Origin of the sequence: Paenibacillus sp. A3 (assembly GCF_001399685.1) — a bacterium.
Classification (GTDB): domain Bacteria; phylum Bacillota; class Bacilli; order Paenibacillales; family NBRC-103111; genus Paenibacillus_G.
The window spans coordinates 1-17,502 of sequence record NZ_JTHN01000055.1; the positions used below are offsets into that span (position 1 = coordinate 1).

Here is a 17,502-nt window from a genome sequence, read left to right on the forward strand (position 1 = left end):
CGGCGTAGGCTGCGGGACGCTCTGCTGGGCTACCTGGAACACATTCGGGGCAGGCTGCGGGACGTTCTGTTGGGCCGCTTGAAACACATTCGGCGCAGGCTGCGGGACGCTCTGCTGGGCCGCTTGGAACGCATTCGGCGCAGGCTGCGGGACGCTCTGCTGAGCCGCTTGGAACGCATTCGGCGCAGGCTGCGGTATGCTCTGCGCCTGCGGCCCCGTCGGCAGCTTGCTCGTCGGTCCCACCTTTTCGCTTCGCAGTTCCCAAGATTCCGTTTCAGCCTGAGCTTGGTCCGCCGAATCGAAAAAGCTGGAAACGTCCCCGAACGGCTCATCCGCCGCTTCCGCAAGGGTAACCGTATGCGGGTCGCGGGCTTCGTGAACGAACACCACTTCATTTTCCGTTTCCCGCCAAGCCTCCTGGTCCGCATCCGACACAAGCTCCAGACCGGCGAGCGACAGCACTCCCGTAATGTTCAAGCTGCGGGATGACAGCAGATCGACGTCAAAATTTTCGATTTCGACGGCGATATCCTCCATTCGTTGAACCCGGTTCATCGGCAGCGTAATCTCTACAGGTATCAGATGCTCCAACGTCTGGTCGCTGCGGCCCAACTCATCGATAAAGGTCCCGGTCAAAAACAGATTGCCGCGAAGCAAGGCTTGGTCCCCTTGCGGAATGACCTGAATATGGGGAACAAGCTCCACCCCCTCCAAGTCTTGAATGCCGATCGCCCCTTCGGACAAATGCACACGCTCGTAAATGTCGAAGCGTAATCCGTTATGCTGCGTCGTCAATGTAAATCCTCCCTCCGTAATTCCTGCCTTTTCCACAGAATCCCGCATCGGCTCCGGCGAGTTCGAAATTCTGATATCACCATAAAAAGAAAGATGGCCCTATGCCTTCGTCTCTACAATTTATATGGCTTCAGGGGAAGGAGCATGACTACTATTTTTTCAATCGCTCATTCAGCGCAGCAAAATCCGGGGGCCACGGGGACTGTACTTCGATGTTTTCGCCGCTCCACGGATGGGGAAATGACAACCGCTCGCCGTGCAGCGCCTGTCTCTCTATGCCCTCGCTCCGTCCGCCGTACAGCGTGTCGCCGATCAGCGGATGCCCCAGATGGCTTAGATGAACGCGAATCTGATGCGTCCGTCCGGTTTCGAGCCGAAGCCGCACTAGCGTCGCGGAACGATAAGACTCCACGACCTCGTAATGGGTAACGGCCCGCTCGCCACCGGGAGAAACGCGCCGGCGCGTCGCGTGATGCCGGTCCCTGCCGATGGGCGCATCCACACGGCCGCGGTTCGGAGAAAGGCGCCCGTGCACCAGAGCCACATACGTTCGCTCCACCTTTTTCTCCCGCATCGCTTCGTCCAAACGGACCTGCGCCCATGGACACTTGGCCATCAGCACCGGACCGGTCGTATCTTCGTCAAGCCGGTGAATGTGCCGGGGCCGGCACGACTGTCCCGTCGACTCCAGATGCCAGCCGACCGCATGGAGCAGCGTTCCGCTCTCCGACTCCCTCGTCGGATGCACCTTCATCCCGGCCGGCTTATCCGCCACGAGGCAAAAGTCGTCTTCGAACAATACTTCTATCCCCGTCCATTCCGGCATATATTGCAGCGATTCCTCGGGGAACAGCCGCAGCAAAACGCGGCGTCCCTGGATTTCGACGCCCGAGGCGTGCCAGAGCTTCTTCAGCGTCCGCTCGTCGATCGCATCCGGCAGTAACGCCTTTACTTCCTCTAAAGTCGAAGGCTCGGCGCTCGCCGTCCATTCCAGCCACTGGCCTTTGCGTCGCCATGCGGTCATGGCAATCTCCTCTTGGATTGGCCCGCTTCGGATGCCGCCCGTTTCTTCCGTCGTCCCCATTGCAGCCATGCCGTCAGAACGATTCCTGAAAACAAAATGAAAAACACGCCCGCCACAACGATCAATTCGAGCGTGGTACCGAATAGGCTGTACCGATTTAACATGAGCGCTTCCTCCAATGTATAGCTTAAAGTCATTCTATCAATCCTTCGGGGCGAACGCAAAGCGGTTACAATGCCAATTGCGCCGGATCTTACAATCTAGCGAAAGTTGTTAAAACTTCTTTTCATATGATAGAATAGCATAGGAAAAAAACAAAAAAATTCGACACGAAATGCCTTAATTTATGCATGGGAGAGGTTAAAACATTGAGCAGTACTCTGCGAACGATACGACAATGGAGTTGGTGGAAAAAGGCGCTGTTTTATTTCACGGTGCTGACTTTTTTAACGTCCAGCTTTTTATTTCTGACCCCGCCGGGAGGCAAGATCAGGCAGTGGCTCGCGGAAACGGTCATTACGACGCAACACCGGAGTTGGGCATGGATTTTCGTCGGAGCGGAGCAGCGGGATTTGATGGTCAAGCGATTGCAAGACTTCAATGAGGAGGCCGCGCGCGAAAAGCAGGACAGCAGCTTGATCAAAATTCGCAATCGTCAGGCGAAAGCCCGGTCCATCGATGAGCTGATTAAGGTCGAAGATATTTCAGGAAAGTTTTGGCAGGGCAAGAAGATGTACGTCTATGATCCAAAGACGATCCGTGTCATGACGCCTCCCAAGTCCGGGGAAGGCGAAAGAATCACCTCGATGGTAAAGCGTACAGGAGCCGTGGCCGGCGTCAATGGTGGCGGTTTCGACGATCCGGAAGGTCTCGGAAACGGATTTGCGGCGTTCGGCGCCATCATCTCAGGCGGCGAGGTCATTTATACGGATCAGGACGGCAGCATTCCGCAGCATATCGTCGGCTTTACTAAAGAAGGGATTCTCGTCGTCGGAAAATACAATATTTTCGAGCTTCGCGAGATGGGCATCTCGGACGCCGTCTCGTTCCACCCGCGTCTGATCGCCAACGGCAAACCGCTGATCACAAGCGGCGACGGCGGCTGGGGCCGCGGACCGCGAACGGCTGTCGGACAAAAAGCGGACGGCACCGTCATATTCATCGTCATCGACGGACGGCAGACGCACAGCGTAGGCGCTACGCTCAAGGAAGTGCAGGACCTTCTGCTGGAAGAAGGCTGCGTCAATGCAGGCAACCTGGACGGAGGGGCTTCGTCTGAGCTCGTTGTCGACGGGGAACTGCTTACCAAGCCATCGAGCCGTTACGGCGAGCGCAGATTACCTAACGCGTTCCTGGTCTACGACGATCCAACGTCGGTTAAAGCGGACCGCGTCTGGGACGGCATCGACAAAATCGATGCGGGCGGCTCTTACGACCACCCTGACTTCCTTCGCGAGCAGGCCGAAAAGCGGGCCAAGCAGCAGCAAAACCCGACACCGGCTACCAAGACGGAAACCGATAAGACGAAGACGAAAACCGATACAAAACCGGAAACAAACAACAAGCCGGCGGGAAATAAATCGGAAACAAACGAAACAGGCAAGACAGGTACGGAAAAAGGCGAGAGCGTGAAATCCGGAGGCACTGGAGCCAAAGAGCCGGGCACCGAGAAGCCTCCGGTTTCCGGCAACGGAAGCTCCGGGTCGGGTACGGGAACGGCAGATCACGGCAAGCCGGACGGCAGACAGAGCAGTACGCCGCCGACGGGCACGGGCACGGGCAGCGGGTCGGTAACGCCAAACGGCGGTACTTCCGGCCAAGGAGGAACCGGCAGCGGGGCTACCGGCTCCGGTTCTTCCCAAGGCAGCGGTACGGCAGGAGGAAGCGGGAATGGTTCTACGGGAACCGTCCCGAGCTCCCCTGCCGGAACCTCGGCTCCAGGAACCGGGAGCGACACACCGGCCAAGGCGACCGAGAAATCGGCTGAAACGACAGCACCGTCGACGCCAGCCACCCAGCAAAATCAAACCCAAGCGGCGGGTCAATCGGCCTCGGGTACAGCTTTACCGCCGGCCAAAACACCATGATCATTTACATAAACCGGTAGCAACATCGCATAAACAAACGGACGGCACGTTCCCCTCCTTCGGGAGTGGACGTGCCGTCCGTTTTTACATTATAGCTGCTTGAGTGCTTGGTAATGCGCCTCAATCGTCGCCTCGATATCGTCGTCGGTGTGCGCTGCCGAAACGAACATGCCTTCGAACTGGGAAGGAGGAATGCTGACGCCGTAGTCGAGCAGCAAGCCAAAGTAACGGTTAAACTTGTTCAAATCCGATTGTTTGGCGGCTTCGTAATTGGTCACCCGTTGGTCGGTAAAGAACGGGCAAACCATCGAACCGATCCGATTGATCGTGATCGGAACGCCCAGCTCCCGGGCATTTTGGAGCATTCCTTCCTCCAGACGGGCGGACTTGCGTTCCAGTTCTTCATAAACGCCGGGTGCACCCAGCAGCTTAAGCGTCGCATACCCCGCAGCCATCGCGAGCGGGTTCCCGGACAAAGTTCCAGCCTGATAAATCGGGCCTGACGGGGCAATCCGCTCCATGATCTCCCGTTTGCCTCCATATGCCCCGACCGGCAGCCCCCCGCCGATAACTTTACCCAGACAGGTAAGATCCGGCGTAATGCCAAACCGTCCTTGCGCACTGTTCAAGCCTACGCGGAAGCCGGTCATGACCTCGTCAAAGATCAGCAGACTGCCGTAGGAAGACGTGATCTCCCGCAATCCTTCCAAGAAGCCGGGAAGCGGCGGCACGACGCCCATATTTCCGGCGACCGGCTCCACAATAACGGCGGCGATGTCTTCGCCGAAATGTTCAAAAACCACTCGTACCGAATCCAGATCGTTGTACGGCACCGTAATCGTGTTGACCGCTACGCTTTCGGGTACGCCGGGGCTATCCGGCAATCCAAGGGTGGCAACCCCGGAACCCGCTTTAATCAGCAGCGAGTCCGCATGGCCGTGGTAGCAGCCTTCGAACTTCAGAATTTTACTTCTTCCCGTATAACCGCGGGCAAGCCTGAGAGCGCTCATCGTCGCTTCCGTTCCGGAGCTGACCATCCGCACAAGCTCAATGGAAGGCATTCTTTCGATAACCAGTTTCGCCATCTCGGTTTCCAGCTCAGTCGGCGCGCCGAAGCTCGTACCAAGCTCCGCAGTCCGTTTTATCGCTTCCACGACCTCCGGATGTGCGTGTCCCATAATGAGCGGGCCCCACGAGCCGATGTAATCGATAAATTCGTTGCCGTCGATATCGAAGACATGCGAGCCGCTTCCTTTATGCATATACAAAGGAGTCAATCCAACCGATTTAAACGCGCGAACCGGACTATTGACTCCGCCCGGAATAACTTGCTTCGCTTCCTCGAACGCCCGCGCCGAACGCGCATCGGAACGTTTTCGCTGATCGTTCATCCATTCCACTCCTAACCTATTTTGAGGATAACTGCAGCCGCTCCATCATTTCCTTGGCCGCTTCCTTGCCTTGACGAATGCAGTCCGGCAATCCGACGCCATGAAACGCGCCTCCGGTGACAAGCACGCCCGGCATTTTGTCCGCCAGACGCTGCCGAACCCCGCGAATAAGGTCCAGATGACCTACCGGATATTGAGGCATGGAATGCATCAGCTTGGTCATTTCCGTAAACAACGGCTCCGCCGTAATCCCCATAACTTCCTTCAAATCGTGCCGTACCGCGCGGATGATCTCATCCTCCGACATATGCTGCCAACGTTCGTCGCCGGAACGGCCGATATAGCAGCGCATCAGCACTTTGCCGCTCGGCGCGGTGTGCAGCCACTTTTTGGACGTCCACGTGCATGCGGTAATGAAACGCCCTTCCCGTCTCGGGACAAGGAAGCCCGAACCGTCAAGTTCGCGCCCAAGCTCTTTCTCGTCAAAAGCGAGAATCACGTTGGCGACCGACACGTACTCAATCTGGTCCAGCTCTTTGACCTCAGGAACCGACGAACCGAGAAGCTTGGAGATGCCGTGAGCCGGCAGCGCCACGATCACCCCGTCCGCTTCCTCTGCCGCACCATCTTCACGGATCACACGGTATCCGTCTTCAGTTCGTTCGATCCCGGCCACTCCGCACTGCTTAACGAATCGCACGTTGTCGAGCGCATCGATTAAACCATGAACGATCGTTTCAAGCCCTTCCTTATAGGAAAGAAACATCGTATTGCGCGCCACCTCGGGAAGCGTACGGCTTTCTTCGCCGCCTGACTTGCGGTTCTTCATCATGCCGAGAATCAAGCTGCGATGCTTCTGCTCAATCGCATGAAATTGCGGGAAGGTCGCCCGCAAGCTCAAATTGTACGTATTGCCGGCATAAATGCCCGCCAGCAGCGGCTCGGCGATCTGACCGAGCACTTCCACACCTAGTCTGCGCTCCAGGAAATGCCCGAGCGATTCGTCCTCGGGCGACGTCCGTTTCGGCAGCACTAAATCCATGGCAGCCCTGAGCTTGCCTCCCAGTGACAGCAGTCCCGTGCGCATGAACGGCCCCATTTGAGTCGGTATGCCGAGCATCAGACCAGGAGGCATCCGGTGCAGCTTGCCGCCGGACAAAATATACGTTTTCCGGGAATCCGGGTTCATGCCGGCCAATTGATCCTCTAAGCCTAATTCGCGGGTCAGCTCGACCATCGGGAGCTTGCGGGCCAGAAACGAATCCGGCCCCTTCTCAATGACGAACCCGTCGCGCTTCAGCGTTTGAATTTTGCCCCCGAACGAATCGCTCTTTTCCATGATGGTAATTTTCAACGGCGCAGCGGACGTCCCGAGGCTTTGCTTTAAATAAAAAGCGGCGCTCAAGCCCGTGATCCCGCCGCCAATAATAACCACATGTTTCGGACTTCGGTTCTCCTCCATCGTATCAATCCCTCTCGATCTGTGCATAGACGACGTCGCTCAACGTTTCCATATACAGCGGATCGGTATTAAGCGAGCGGGTGCGTTCCAGCCGCAGTCCGAGCTCCCGTGCCGTCTTCTGCGCTTCAATATCGAGATCATACAGCACTTCCAAATGATCGGATACAAACCCGATCGGACAAATCAGCACATGCTCCGCCTGCTTCTCTTGCTTCACGGTGTGCAGGACGTCGAGAATATCAGGCCCAAGCCATGGCACGCCGGTCTGTCCGGCGCTCTGCCATCCAAACTGCCAATGGGAAATGCCGCATCGCTCGGCTATCGCTTTGGACGTTTCCAGCAGTTGATCGGGATACGGGTCCTTCATCTCAAGAATTTTCTCAGGCAGGCTGTGCGCCGTAAAAATCACTTTGACATCGTCCTTCGCCACGCCTTCGAACCGGTTCAAGCCTTCCTTCACCCGCTGTACAAGCGCTTCGATCAGCGCCGGGTGAAGATGATAGCTTTTCACAAAACGCATCGAAAGCCCAAGCGAATCCGCCTTTTCTTTTGCGCGCTTGATGTAGCCGCCCACGCTCATGACCGAATAATGCGGCGCCAGCACGACGCCGACGGCTTCCGTTAACCCATCCCGCACCATCCGCTCCACGCCGTCCTCAATGAACGGGGACGCGTGTTTCAGCCCCTGATAGCATACGAACGTTGTGTCCGGGTATTTCTCGTTCAGCCGGGCTTCCAACGCTTGCACCTGCTTATCCGTATTTTCCCGAAGCGGAAAAAAGCCTCCCACAATCGCTTCGTAGCGATCCGTCAAATCCTTAAGCTGCTCCGGAGTCGGAGGATTCCCGCGACGAATATGCGTATAATAAGCTTCCACGTGATCGAGGCTTTCCGGCGTTCCGTAAGACATCACCAGAACACCGATCCGTTTTTGCTGCGTAACGCTCATGCTATACACCGCTTTCCTGTTTCGTCCAGCCTTGCGCTTTCAGAGCTTGACGAGAATAGTCGTGAATGAAATCCGTCAGTTCTTTCAGCTTCTCCAGCGACGCTTCCGGGAACAGTCCGTGACCCAGATTGAAAATATAGCCCGGTTCCTGGATACCCTCGTCAATAATCGCTTTGGCTTGCGCCTGAATGACGGACATTGGAGCGGTCAACACATATGGATCGAGATTGCCCTGCACCGCATAGAACGAGCCAACTCTTTTGCGGCCCTCCGAGATCGACACACGCCAATCGAGACCGATGACATCGGCGTCAATGCCTTGCAGATAAGGAAGCAATTCGCCGGAGCTGACGCCCGGGAAATAAATTTTCGGCTGCTCCAAATGCTTCAGTTCCGCAAAAATACGGCGGATCGTCGGCAGAACGTACGTTTTGAAATCAACGGGGGACAACGCGCCGACCCAACTGTCGAAAAGCTGCACCGCCTTCGCCCCAGAGGCAATCTGCGCTTTCAGATAAGCGATCACCATATCGCCAAGCTTATCCATCAGCTTGAACCATACCTCCGGCTCGCCGTACATTAAGCCTTTCGTGCGGATATAGCTTTTGGACGGCCTGCCTTCGATCAGGTAGCTTGCGATCGTAAACGGCGCGCCGGCAAATGTAATCAGCGGCACCTTCAGCTCGGCCGCCAAAATCTCAATCGTCCGCAAAATATGCGACAAATCCTGCTCTACCTGGATCGGCTTCAGCTTGTTCACGTCCGCGGCCGAGCGGATCGGGTTGTCGATGACCGGACCGACATTTTTCACGATATCAAAATCAATGCCAATGGAAGCGACCGGGTTCATAATGTCCGAATATAAAATCGCCGCATCCACACCCAGCTTTTTGACCGGCATTAAGGTAACCTCGGCCGCCAGCTCCGGCTGCTTGCAAATTTCCAGCAAGCTGTATTTCTCTTTAATTTTCCGGTATTCGGGATCGTAGCGGCCGGCTTGACGCATATACCATACGGGCAGCGTTTCGACAGACTGTTTGCGACAGGCTCGAATAAACGTATCGTTATAACTCATTGGTGCATCCTCTTTTCCGTAAACTCCCATAGTCTACTTCCCATTATGCCCTATTTGAAACGAGGTAACAACGTGTGTCAGGCTACAGTTTCCGACAAAAGTTTGACAGTGCCGCTATGCAAAAGACCGCTCTGCTCCGGGAGAAACGCCGGATAGCGGAACGGTCTTCATCATCATCGCGTATCGTGGCGGCAGCTAGTTCCGGAGCCAACGGGCGATATCTTTGGCAAAATAAGTAATGATCATGTCGGCGCCGGCCCGCTTAAATCCGGTCATCGTCTCCAGAACGATCGATTTCTCGTCGACCCAGCCCTGCATGGCGGCAGCCTTGACCAAGGAATATTCCCCGCTGACGTTATACGCCACGAGCGGCAGGTTAAAATTGACGCGGAGCTCGCGGATGACGTCCATATACGCCAGAGCCGGCTTGACCATCAGCATGTCCGCACCTTCGGCTACATCGGATTCCGCTTCGCGCAGTGCTTCCCGCACGTTGGCCGGGTCCATTTGGTACGTTTTGCGGTCGCCGAACTGCGGCGTGGAATGTGCCGCTTCGCGGAACGGACCGTAGAACGACGAAGCGTACTTCACGGAGTACGACATGATCGGTACCTGCTCGTAGCCCGCTTCGTCAAGTCCTTGACGGATCGCGTAGACGAAGCCGTCCATCATGTTCGACGGCGCGATAATGTCAGCGCCGGCTTCTGCCTGCGAAACCGCCGTTTTGACCAACAGCTCTAGCGACGCATCGTTCAGCACTTCCGCGCGGCCTTTGGCCTCATCGTAGTGGACGACGCCGCAGTGGCCGTGGTCCATGAACTGGCACAGGCAGGTATCGGCAACAATAAGCAGCTCCGGAGCCCATGTTTTGATTAAACGCGACGCTTGTTGAACGACGCCGTTCGGATCATAGGCCGAGCTGGCATGCGCGTCTTTCTCGTGCGGCACGCCGAAGAGCACAATAGCGGGTATGCCCAACTCGACGATTTCGCGGATTTCCTCTTCAAGCCGATCGAGCGAGAAATGGTAGACGCCCGGCATCGAGCTGATTTCTTCCTTAACGTTCGTTCCGTGGGTCACAAATATCGGATAGATCAAGTCGTGCAGCGTAACGGTATGCTCCCGGACCAAATTCCGAAGAGCAGCCGAGCTGCGCAAACGCCGGTTTCGAACAAGTGGAAAACTCATGGTTTATTCCTCCTTCTCGTATAAGCACTGAACCAGAGAAGCAACGGTCGCTTCCTTGGCTAAATAATCGACCTTCAGCCCCGCTTCCTTCGCGGTACCCGCTGTTCTCGGACCGATACAAGCGATCTTGCACCCTTGCAGCAGCTTGAGCGGTTCCGTCTCGCCAAGCTCCTGCAGCGCGCGCAGCAGATTCGTAACCGTCGAGGAACTGGTAAAAGTAACGATGTGCAGCATGTTTTGCTTCAGCAGCTCAATAATCTCGGAACCGCCCTCGGTATCCAGCACCGTTTCGTAGATATCGATTTTGGTTACGTTCAAGCCGCGCTCCCGCAATTGTTCGGGCAAATACGCTCTGGCGATATCCGCCGTCGCAAGCAGCACATTCTGCCCCGGACGAAGCTCGGGGGCGATGGCGTCCAGCAAAGCGTCCCCGTCGAATTCCGAAGGGACGACCTCTGCCAGCAATCCGTACTGCGCTAAAGCAGCCGCCGTTTTCGGACCGACAGCCGCCAAGCGGGCATTCCCTAATGCCCGAATGTCGAGCCGCAGCTCCCGCAGCCGCTCCATAAAAAATTCGACGCCGTTCGCGCTCGTAAACAGAACCCAATCGAATGTGGAAAGCCGTTTAAACGCTTCGTCCCGCGCCGCTTGCGCTTCCGGACGGGAAGGCGGCCGGGTGCGGATTACCGGAAATTCCACGGCTTCCCCGCCCAGCTCGTCGATTTGCGAGGACAGCTCGCTCGCCTGACTGCGCGCGCGGGTAACCAGAATACGCCGGCCGAACAGCGGTTTACTTTCGAACCAGGCCAGCTTGTCGCGCAGCTTGACCACTTCGCCGACAATGGTGACCGCCGGGGATTGGAATCCTGCCGCTTTTACCTTGTCGGCAATATCCGTTAATGTACCCGCAAGCGTCTCCTGCTCCATCCAAGTGCCCCACCGGATCAGGGCGACCGGCGTTTGCGGCGATTTTCCTCCGCGGATCAGCTCCGTACAGATCTGCTCCAGATTGGCGACACCCATCAAAAAGATCAATGTGCCGGAGGCTTGTGCTAAGTTATCCCAATTCACTTGGGAGTACGTTTTATTCTTATATTCATGACCGGTTACGATCGAAAAGGACGAAGTAAAATCACGGTGCGTCACCGGGATACCTGCATAAGCGGGGACGGCGATCGCTGACGTGATGCCGGGCACGATCTCGAAGCGGATTCCGTGCTCCGCGAGCAGCTCCGCTTCTTCGCCTACGCGCCCGAATACGCTCGGATCTCCGCCCTTGAGCCGGGTCACCGTTTTTCCTTGCAGCGCCAAATCGACGAGCAGGCGGCTGATCTCTTCCTGCTTCATCATATGTTTGTCCGGCAGTTTGCCGACAAAAATTTTCTCCGCCCCGGCCTTCATATGTTTGAGCAGACGGGGGCTGGCCAGCCGGTCATAGACAACTACGTCGGCCCGCTGAATGGCTTCCAAGCCTCTCAGCGTAATCAGCTTCGGATCTCCCGGTCCGGCACCGACAAGATAAACGACACCCTTGTTCACAACCGCTTCTCCCCTATTCTTCAGCTAATGCAAGCAGTTCGGCAGCACCTTTCGCAATCAAAGCTTCCGCCAGTTGCAGACCCAATTGCCGCGGATCGTCTCCGGTCATCGTTTCTTTCAACACCCGCTTGCCGTCGGGCGATCCGACCATGCCGGTCAGTACAATAGACGGGCCGCTTCCTTCCGTCAAATGCGCGTGAGCGCCGATCGGCACTTGGCAGCCGCCGTTCAAACGGCCCAAGAAGCTGCGCTCCGCGGCAACGGTCATGGCTGTCGGTTCGTGCTTGTACATAGATAACAGGTCGAGCACGAACTCGTTATCGCCGCGGCATTCGATGCATAATGCGCCTTGTCCGACCGCCGGCAGGCACAGCTCCGGCGGCAGGTAAGCGCTGATGCGGTCCTGCCAACCGATCCGGTGCAGTCCGGCAGCGGCAAGCAGGATGGCGTCGAAGCCTTCCGTTTCCAGCTTGCGCAGCCGCGAGTCGATATTGCCGCGGATCGACTCAATATGCAAGTCGGGGCGGTAATGCTGCAGCTGGGAAGCACGGCGCAGGCTGCTGGTTCCGACCTTGGCGCCCTGAGGCAGGTCATCGAGCCCGCGGCCGTCCCGCGTGATCAAGCAGTCGCGCGGATCTTCCCGCAGAGGAACGGCGCCGACCACAAGTCCCTCAGGCAGTTCGAAGGGCATATCCTTCATGCTGTGTACCGCGAGATCGATTTCGCCGTCAAGCAGCGCCTGCTCGATTTCTTTCACGAACAAGCCTTTGCCTCCGACTTTCGAAAGCGTGACGTCCAGAATGCGGTCGCCCTTGGTGACGATTTTTTTCAGCTCGAATTCGGCTTCGATGCCGTGCCGCTTGCAAAGCTCGCGCAGGTGATCGATCACCTGTCCGGTTTGCGTCAAAGCAAGCGCGCTTTGTCTGGTGCCTACTACGATGGTGCGCATGCGTGAAGTCAACCCCTTATCTTCTCCCTGCAAAGTCGGAAGTGTGTATTCTTTATGTATTACTGTATACTCATTCATATCCCAATTGCCACGCATCTACGCGCAGCCAGTCGCCGATGGCTTCCATGCCTCCCGGCGTCGGATCTTGCAGCACCCTGCGCGCCAGTTCGGCGCGCAGCTCCGCCGGATCAACCCGGCCGCTTCGCAGCAGCGGCAGCAGCTCCCACTCCAGCATGCCGCGGAACAGCTCCTGCCGCTCGCCCGTTTCCGGGACGGCTTGCTGTACGATGCCGCGCAGCTCGTGGAGCAGCTCTACGTACGGCGCATACTCTTCGCCGAACGCTTCCTCCAGCCTGCGGCGCAGCGCCGCGGCCAAGCCCGGACTTGCGCCTGCGGTGGACACCGCAAGCGTCAACCGTCCCCGCCGGACCGCGGCAGGGACGAGAAAACCGCCGCCGGCCCCGTCGTCGGCCGCGTTGACGAACTTGCCGAGCGCCTCGGCCTCGGCGCAGACCTGCGCGTTCACCGACGCATCGTCGGTGGCCGCGAACACCAGCCGCGCCTCGGCCAGCGCGGGCAGCCCGGGCGCGTACCGCTCGCGCAGCGCGCGCACCGCGCCCGAGGCCGCCCACGCTTCCAGCTGCGGCGTAAAAACGGGGCTCACGACGGTGACGCGAGCCCCCGCCTCCAGGAGCGCGCGTGCCTTGCGCTCCGCCACACGGCCTCCGCCGATAACGGCGCATGGCCGCCCTTCAAGATCGAGCATAGCGGGATAGTAGGATTTGACGCCGGGGGACGGCCCCGGGAGCCTTCCTTCGCCAGCTTTCGTCATGTCCTACGCCCCCTCAATACCATTGGTGGAAGTTCGAATATTGGTTAGCCAACAAAAAGTTGAGCAGCGTAATGACGAACGCCGCCAAATTCCACAACGCCAGCCGGTTGCCTGCCGCTTTCATCACGAGCCGTTGAAACAAATAAAAAATATAGGCCAACAGCACGAACCAGGAATTCAGCACCTTCGGATCGAAAAACAGCATGAAATCGCCCTCAAGCGCAATCCAGACGATTCCAAGCGAAAGCGTAAGCAGCAGAAGCGGAGCACCGATGACGACGGACACAAACGCGTAACGGTCCGTATTCTCCAAGCTCGGCAGCCGCAGCATTTGCTGCGACCACTGCTTTTCCTTCAGCTTGCGGTGCAGGAACAAGTACATACCGGAAAAAATGGCGGATACGACGAATGCCGCATAGCCGGAAATTGCCAGCGTGATATGAATGAACAACAGCTCGTCGTTTATATTCCAGTGCGCCAAGGTCGGCGCCAGTCCCGGCCGGCTGAAGACGTTAAGCGCAAACGTCGCGAATCCGAACACGTTTACCAAAAACACAAACAGCTCGATCCGGAAAAAGCGGTTCACGATCAGCGAGACGGTCACAAGCAGCCAGGATAAAATAAAAAGCGTTTCAAACATGGAAAACGCCGACAGCTTGCCGTGCGTGACCAAGCTGTAGATTAAGTAGGCGGTCTGCAGCACCCATACAAAAGAAAGCAACCCTGTCCCCATCCGTTTTGCGCTTCGGTTCGGACCGACAAAGTCCGAGAAGTAAAACAGGAGGCTCAGGGCATAAATATATAAAATGACATCGTACAACCAGGTTTGAGTGACCATGCTGTTCCTTTCCGGTCAAGCTTTGGCCAGAACGTCAAGCGCTTCGGCAGGCGCCGCGGCCCGCACTTTGGATAGCAGTTCTTCCTTGATCCGATCCTGCGCCGCCTCCGCCTCCTGCTTCCGTACCGCCTGCTCCACCCGTTTTTGCTCAGCCAAAGGCTCTTCCAAAGCAAAAATTTTCGTGAACATGTCCAGCGCGTCATCCCCGTGACGCTCGGCAGCCATTTCTTTAATGCGGACAATGGGATCGCGCAGCATCTGATTGACGATGCTTTTCGTTAATTTGCGAATGACCTTCAATTCGTGTTCGTCCAAATCCGGCAGCTTCTTCATCAAGCTGTCCATCGTTTCCTCGTGAATCGTGGCCGCTTTGGTCTGCAGCGCTTGAATAACCGGGCTGACGCCCAGCGTTTTCGTCCACTGCTCGAAGGCCGCTATTTCCTCACGGATCATTTTCTCAATCTGCACCGCGGCTTTACGCCTCTCTTCCAAATGAGAGTTTACGAGCGATTGAAGATTGTCGATATCGTATAAAAAGACGTTCGGCATCTCGCCAAGCCGCGGATCGAGGTCTCTCGGAACCGCGATATCGATCATGAACAGCGGTCGCGAGCGGCGCCGCTGCAAAATACAGGATACCTGCTCGGCCGTCAGCACGTAACCGGCTGCTCCGGTAGAGCTGATCACGATGTCGGCTTCTTCCAAGTGCGCCAACAGCCGGTCCATCGTGCTCGCCACGCCCCGGAACTTGTCCGCCAGCTCTTGCGCCCGGCTGAGCGTCCGGTTCACGACGGTCACTTTGTCGGCTCCGTTCGCGTACAGGTGTTTAACGGTTAACTCGCTCATTTTGCCCGCGCCGATAATCAACACTTTCTTATGCGCGTAGCTGCCGAAAATACGCTTGCCCAGCTCGACTGCCGCATAGCTGACAGACACCGGATTTTCCCCGATGCCGGTCTCGAAATGAGCCCGTTTGGCCATCGTTACGGCTTGCTTGAACAAAGTGTTGAACAAAACGCCGGTCGTCTTCTCGCGTTGGGCCAGCAGGAACGCGTCCCGAACCTGTCCCAAAATCTGCGTCTCGCCGATGACCATGGAGTCGAGGCCGCTCGTTACGCGGAATAAATGCTCGATCGCCTTCTCGTTCTCGTAAACGTACAAATGCTCCTGATACTCTCCGCGCGGCACGCCGAACCATTTCTCGATAAAGCCCCGCAAATAATGGGCACAGGGCTGGCGATCGACCGCCACGTACAATTCCGTCCGGTTGCAGGTGCCCACGACGACGCACTCCATGACGCTCTTCGTTTCCTTGAGCTCCTTCAGCGCCAGCGGCAAATCCCCTTCGGCGAATGTAAATTTTTCTCTGATGGACACCGGTGCTGTGCGATAATTAAAACCCGCCACGACGATATGCATCTGGTTCACCTGCCTCCTCCTCGTAAAGTCAATTTATTATATCACACCATGCGGAACAAGTCCGAGTTTTTGCGACAATAATTTTGAAAGTTTTATTACAGGGAGAGGGGGGGCTCCATCCCCCTAAATCCCCCTTCGTAAGGGGGACCCCAGGGGGCTTGCCCCCTGGACCCCCGAGCTTCGATGCGCAGTTGGTGGAGTGAGCGCTTTTCCTCCTTGTGTTAACCGCCCCTCTCTCCCTATGGAGAGGGGGCCGGTAACGCAAGGATACGCTTAACGGCGTGCGGGAACGGGTAAAGAACGTGGGAGACGCAGAGACGCGCATGAGAGCTGCTGTGGTGCAGGGATCGCGTCTGTTCAGGAGAGGCCGGCTTCCCCCAGGAAGCGGCCGTCTCCTGAACACGCTTCACTGCGATGGCTCGACTCCCACACTCTTCGGTAGGAGCGAGCCATGCCCGTACCCTTCCACAGATCATTCTCTAACTTTCCTCAACATCCTATCACGCCTCACCAAAGCAGGCTGTGATTGAAATCACGCCCGCCTTACCCAATGCATCTGCCAACACTGCTACGCCTTCTCCTGTCAGCAGCATTTCCTTCAACCGCCTAGTTCGATATCGTCCTGCTTTCTGCTATATCGTCCTTCACTGCCTAAGGCTTCCAGTTTTAGTTTCCTCCGAAACGGGCGGACCTATACGACTACGGCGATTATTGCAGCAGCTTTTTGCGCAGGAGATCGGCGATCGCTTTGTCGGATTTCATCAGACGGTCGTTCTGCGAACCGACAATGTCGGCGCCGCTCGACATCAGTTTGCCGTAGGCCTCGTACAGGTCTGCGTATAGCTTCGAAACGTCTCCGAGGGTCTGGGCTTCCTCCGCACGCAGAGGGCGGGAGCCGCCGACCTGGAGGCGCAGCAAATATTGCATGAGCTGGGCGAGGGAATCAAGCTTCGTCAGGCTGGTTTCGCCGTAGGCGAGCGCCAGATGATCGTGCGCGAACGAAGCCGAGTAAACGGCTTGATGGAGCGCGCTGAGCGAATCGGTATCCTTGAGCTTGCCGGTTTCCTGCAAGTAGCTGCCGAGCAGCTCCATTTGAAAGAGGGATACTTTATACAGCAGCTTCTCCGCTTTTTCTGGCGGTGCCTTATGGCCGATCAGCTCCGCGATTTGCAGAACGGGCCAGACGATCAGCACGGCTACGATCAGGTACATGAACAGCTTTTTTCTGAATCTTTTCAACCCGGGTCCCCCTCCTCTGCCCGCGGCGGACGGACGCCGCAGGAACCAAGCTCTCTTTGAGAGTGTATGGGCCCGGAGCAAAAGAAATAACCACGGAATCGTCCGTGGTTATCGTATATGCGCCTGTAATTATTTTACCAATTCAGCTTGCTTCAATGCCGGTGTTTCCACTTGCAGTTCACCCATACCGCGAACCAGTTTCTTCGCGTGAGATACTTCCGGCTTCAGCACGGACAGCATGTACTCGATCGCGAGCTGAGGGTCTACCGTCTCGCCGCAAGTATAGCAGTCAAGAGCAGCAAATCCTCTCTCAGGATACGTATGAATGGAGAGATGACTTTCCGACAACATGACCAGAACGGTTGCCCCTTGGGGTTCAAATTGTTTGGATTGTACCGACAAAACGGTTGCTCCACATACCTCAGCAGCTTCTACCATTTGCGCTTGTAACCATTCAGCATTGTTGAGAAGATCAAAATCTACTCCCCAAGTATCTACAGCTACGTGTCTTCCGAAAGTTGAATATTCCATCTTCCGGTTCCCCCTTCCTAGGAATAAAATGTTTTGAAAATTTCATCCGCTAGGACCTACGTCATTCACTTCCCGAGGGAATAATCTCTCGCAACATTACATGTCCTGAGTGAATCCTGGTTCCTATTTTGTTTTCAACGAAGATAAAAATAACATCTATTGAACAGAAATGCAACCCTTTTTT

General features: G+C 56.5%; 16 protein-coding genes. 1 reads left to right on the top strand and 15 read right to left on the bottom strand.

The window, feature by feature from the left end; all coding sequences use genetic code 11:
* The 3 genes from QJ48_RS38585 to QJ48_RS08285 form a co-directional block, all read right to left on the bottom strand.
* The coding region (locus QJ48_RS38585; protein WP_054973163.1) for a hypothetical protein at positions 1-795 on the bottom strand (795 nt) is incomplete at its 3' end.
* Between the two features lie 151 nt (positions 796-946).
* Positions 947-1,819 carry an RluA family pseudouridine synthase gene (locus QJ48_RS08280; RefSeq protein ID WP_054973164.1) on the bottom strand — a complete coding sequence of 291 codons (873 nt, stop codon included), beginning with the start codon at positions 1,817-1,819 and terminating at the stop codon, positions 947-949.
* Positions 1,816-1,983: a hypothetical protein gene (locus QJ48_RS08285; protein ID WP_157261565.1), complete on the bottom strand. Its 168-nt coding sequence runs from the start codon at positions 1,981-1,983 to the stop codon at positions 1,816-1,818. Before QJ48_RS08285 ends, QJ48_RS08280 begins: the two co-directional genes overlap by 4 nt.
* Positions 1,984-2,187: 204 nt before the next feature.
* On the opposite strand from QJ48_RS08285, the gene QJ48_RS08290 reads away from it, so the two are divergent.
* On the top strand, positions 2,188-3,906 hold the full coding sequence (locus QJ48_RS08290; protein ID WP_237762848.1) for a phosphodiester glycosidase family protein: 1,719 nt from the start codon (positions 2,188-2,190) through the stop codon (positions 3,904-3,906).
* 89 nt (positions 3,907-3,995) lie between these two features.
* On the opposite strand, the gene hemL is transcribed toward QJ48_RS08290, so the two are convergent.
* From hemL to speD, 12 genes are all read right to left on the bottom strand, one after another.
* Positions 3,996-5,297 (bottom strand): glutamate-1-semialdehyde 2,1-aminomutase, encoded by a 1,302-nt coding sequence (gene hemL / locus QJ48_RS08295; RefSeq protein ID WP_054973166.1) that lies wholly within the window; start codon positions 5,295-5,297, stop codon positions 3,996-3,998.
* Between the two features lie 16 nt (positions 5,298-5,313).
* The gene (gene hemY / locus QJ48_RS08300; protein WP_054973167.1) at positions 5,314-6,759 is read right to left on the bottom strand and encodes a protoporphyrinogen oxidase; all 1,446 of its coding nucleotides are present in this window, start codon (positions 6,757-6,759) and stop codon (positions 5,314-5,316) included.
* A 4-nt stretch (positions 6,760-6,763) separates the two neighbouring features.
* On the bottom strand, positions 6,764-7,708 hold the full coding sequence (gene hemH, locus QJ48_RS08305; RefSeq protein ID WP_054973168.1) for a ferrochelatase: 945 nt from the start codon (positions 7,706-7,708) through the stop codon (positions 6,764-6,766).
* Between the two features lies 1 nt (position 7,709).
* Positions 7,710-8,783: a uroporphyrinogen decarboxylase gene (gene hemE, locus QJ48_RS08310; protein WP_054973169.1), complete on the bottom strand. Its 1,074-nt coding sequence runs from the start codon at positions 8,781-8,783 to the stop codon at positions 7,710-7,712.
* A gap of 195 nt (positions 8,784-8,978) precedes the next feature.
* Entirely contained in the window at positions 8,979-9,971 is a 993-nt protein-coding gene (hemB, locus tag QJ48_RS08315) for a porphobilinogen synthase (protein WP_054973170.1), read from the bottom strand.
* Positions 9,972-9,974: 3 nt separating this feature from the next.
* A complete protein-coding gene (gene cobA, locus QJ48_RS08320; protein ID WP_054973171.1) occupies positions 9,975-11,510 on the bottom strand; it encodes a uroporphyrinogen-III C-methyltransferase in 1,536 nt (511 codons plus the stop codon).
* 13 nt (positions 11,511-11,523) lie between these two features.
* Positions 11,524-12,459 (bottom strand): hydroxymethylbilane synthase, encoded by a 936-nt coding sequence (gene hemC / locus QJ48_RS08325; protein WP_054973172.1) that lies wholly within the window; start codon positions 12,457-12,459, stop codon positions 11,524-11,526.
* Between the two features lie 70 nt (positions 12,460-12,529).
* Positions 12,530-13,291, bottom strand: a complete 762-nt coding sequence (locus QJ48_RS08330; RefSeq protein WP_054973173.1) for a bifunctional precorrin-2 dehydrogenase/sirohydrochlorin ferrochelatase — start codon at positions 13,289-13,291, stop codon at positions 12,530-12,532.
* Positions 13,292-13,304: 13 nt separating this feature from the next.
* On the bottom strand, positions 13,305-14,129 hold the full coding sequence (gene ccsA / locus QJ48_RS08335) for a cytochrome c biogenesis protein CcsA (protein ID WP_025849650.1): 825 nt from the start codon (positions 14,127-14,129) through the stop codon (positions 13,305-13,307).
* 15 nt (positions 14,130-14,144) lie between these two features.
* Positions 14,145-15,548 (bottom strand): glutamyl-tRNA reductase, encoded by a 1,404-nt coding sequence (hemA, locus tag QJ48_RS08340; RefSeq protein ID WP_054973174.1) that lies wholly within the window; start codon positions 15,546-15,548, stop codon positions 14,145-14,147.
* A gap of 708 nt (positions 15,549-16,256) precedes the next feature.
* Entirely contained in the window at positions 16,257-16,787 is a 531-nt protein-coding gene (locus tag QJ48_RS08345; protein ID WP_054973175.1) for a hypothetical protein, read from the bottom strand.
* Between the two features lie 129 nt (positions 16,788-16,916).
* Positions 16,917-17,318: an adenosylmethionine decarboxylase gene (gene speD, locus QJ48_RS08350; RefSeq protein WP_054973176.1), complete on the bottom strand. Its 402-nt coding sequence runs from the start codon at positions 17,316-17,318 to the stop codon at positions 16,917-16,919.
* Positions 17,319-17,502: the final 184 nt, after the last annotated feature.

Coding starts and splice junctions, on each gene's coding strand:
- QJ48_RS08280 (WP_054973164.1), bottom strand. CDS start 1,819: ATGACCGCATGGCGACGCAAAGGCCAGTGGCTGGAATGGACGGCGAGC.
- QJ48_RS08285 (WP_157261565.1), bottom strand. CDS start 1,983: ATGTTAAATCGGTACAGCCTATTCGGTACCACGCTCGAATTGATCGTT.
- hemL (WP_054973166.1), bottom strand. CDS start 5,297: ATGAACGATCAGCGAAAACGTTCCGATGCGCGTTCGGCGCGGGCGTTC.
- hemY (WP_054973167.1), bottom strand. CDS start 6,759: ATGGAGGAGAACCGAAGTCCGAAACATGTGGTTATTATTGGCGGCGGG.
- hemH (WP_054973168.1), bottom strand. CDS start 7,708: ATGAGCGTTACGCAGCAAAAACGGATCGGTGTTCTGGTGATGTCTTAC.
- hemE (WP_054973169.1), bottom strand. CDS start 8,783: ATGAGTTATAACGATACGTTTATTCGAGCCTGTCGCAAACAGTCTGTC.
- hemB (WP_054973170.1), bottom strand. CDS start 9,971: ATGAGTTTTCCACTTGTTCGAAACCGGCGTTTGCGCAGCTCGGCTGCT.
- hemC (WP_054973172.1), bottom strand. CDS start 12,459: ATGCGCACCATCGTAGTAGGCACCAGACAAAGCGCGCTTGCTTTGACG.
- QJ48_RS08330 (WP_054973173.1), bottom strand. CDS start 13,291: ATGACGAAAGCTGGCGAAGGAAGGCTCCCGGGGCCGTCCCCCGGCGTC.
- ccsA (WP_025849650.1), bottom strand. CDS start 14,129: ATGGTCACTCAAACCTGGTTGTACGATGTCATTTTATATATTTATGCC.
- hemA (WP_054973174.1), bottom strand. CDS start 15,548: ATGCATATCGTCGTGGCGGGTTTTAATTATCGCACAGCACCGGTGTCC.
- speD (WP_054973176.1), bottom strand. CDS start 17,318: ATGGAATATTCAACTTTCGGAAGACACGTAGCTGTAGATACTTGGGGA.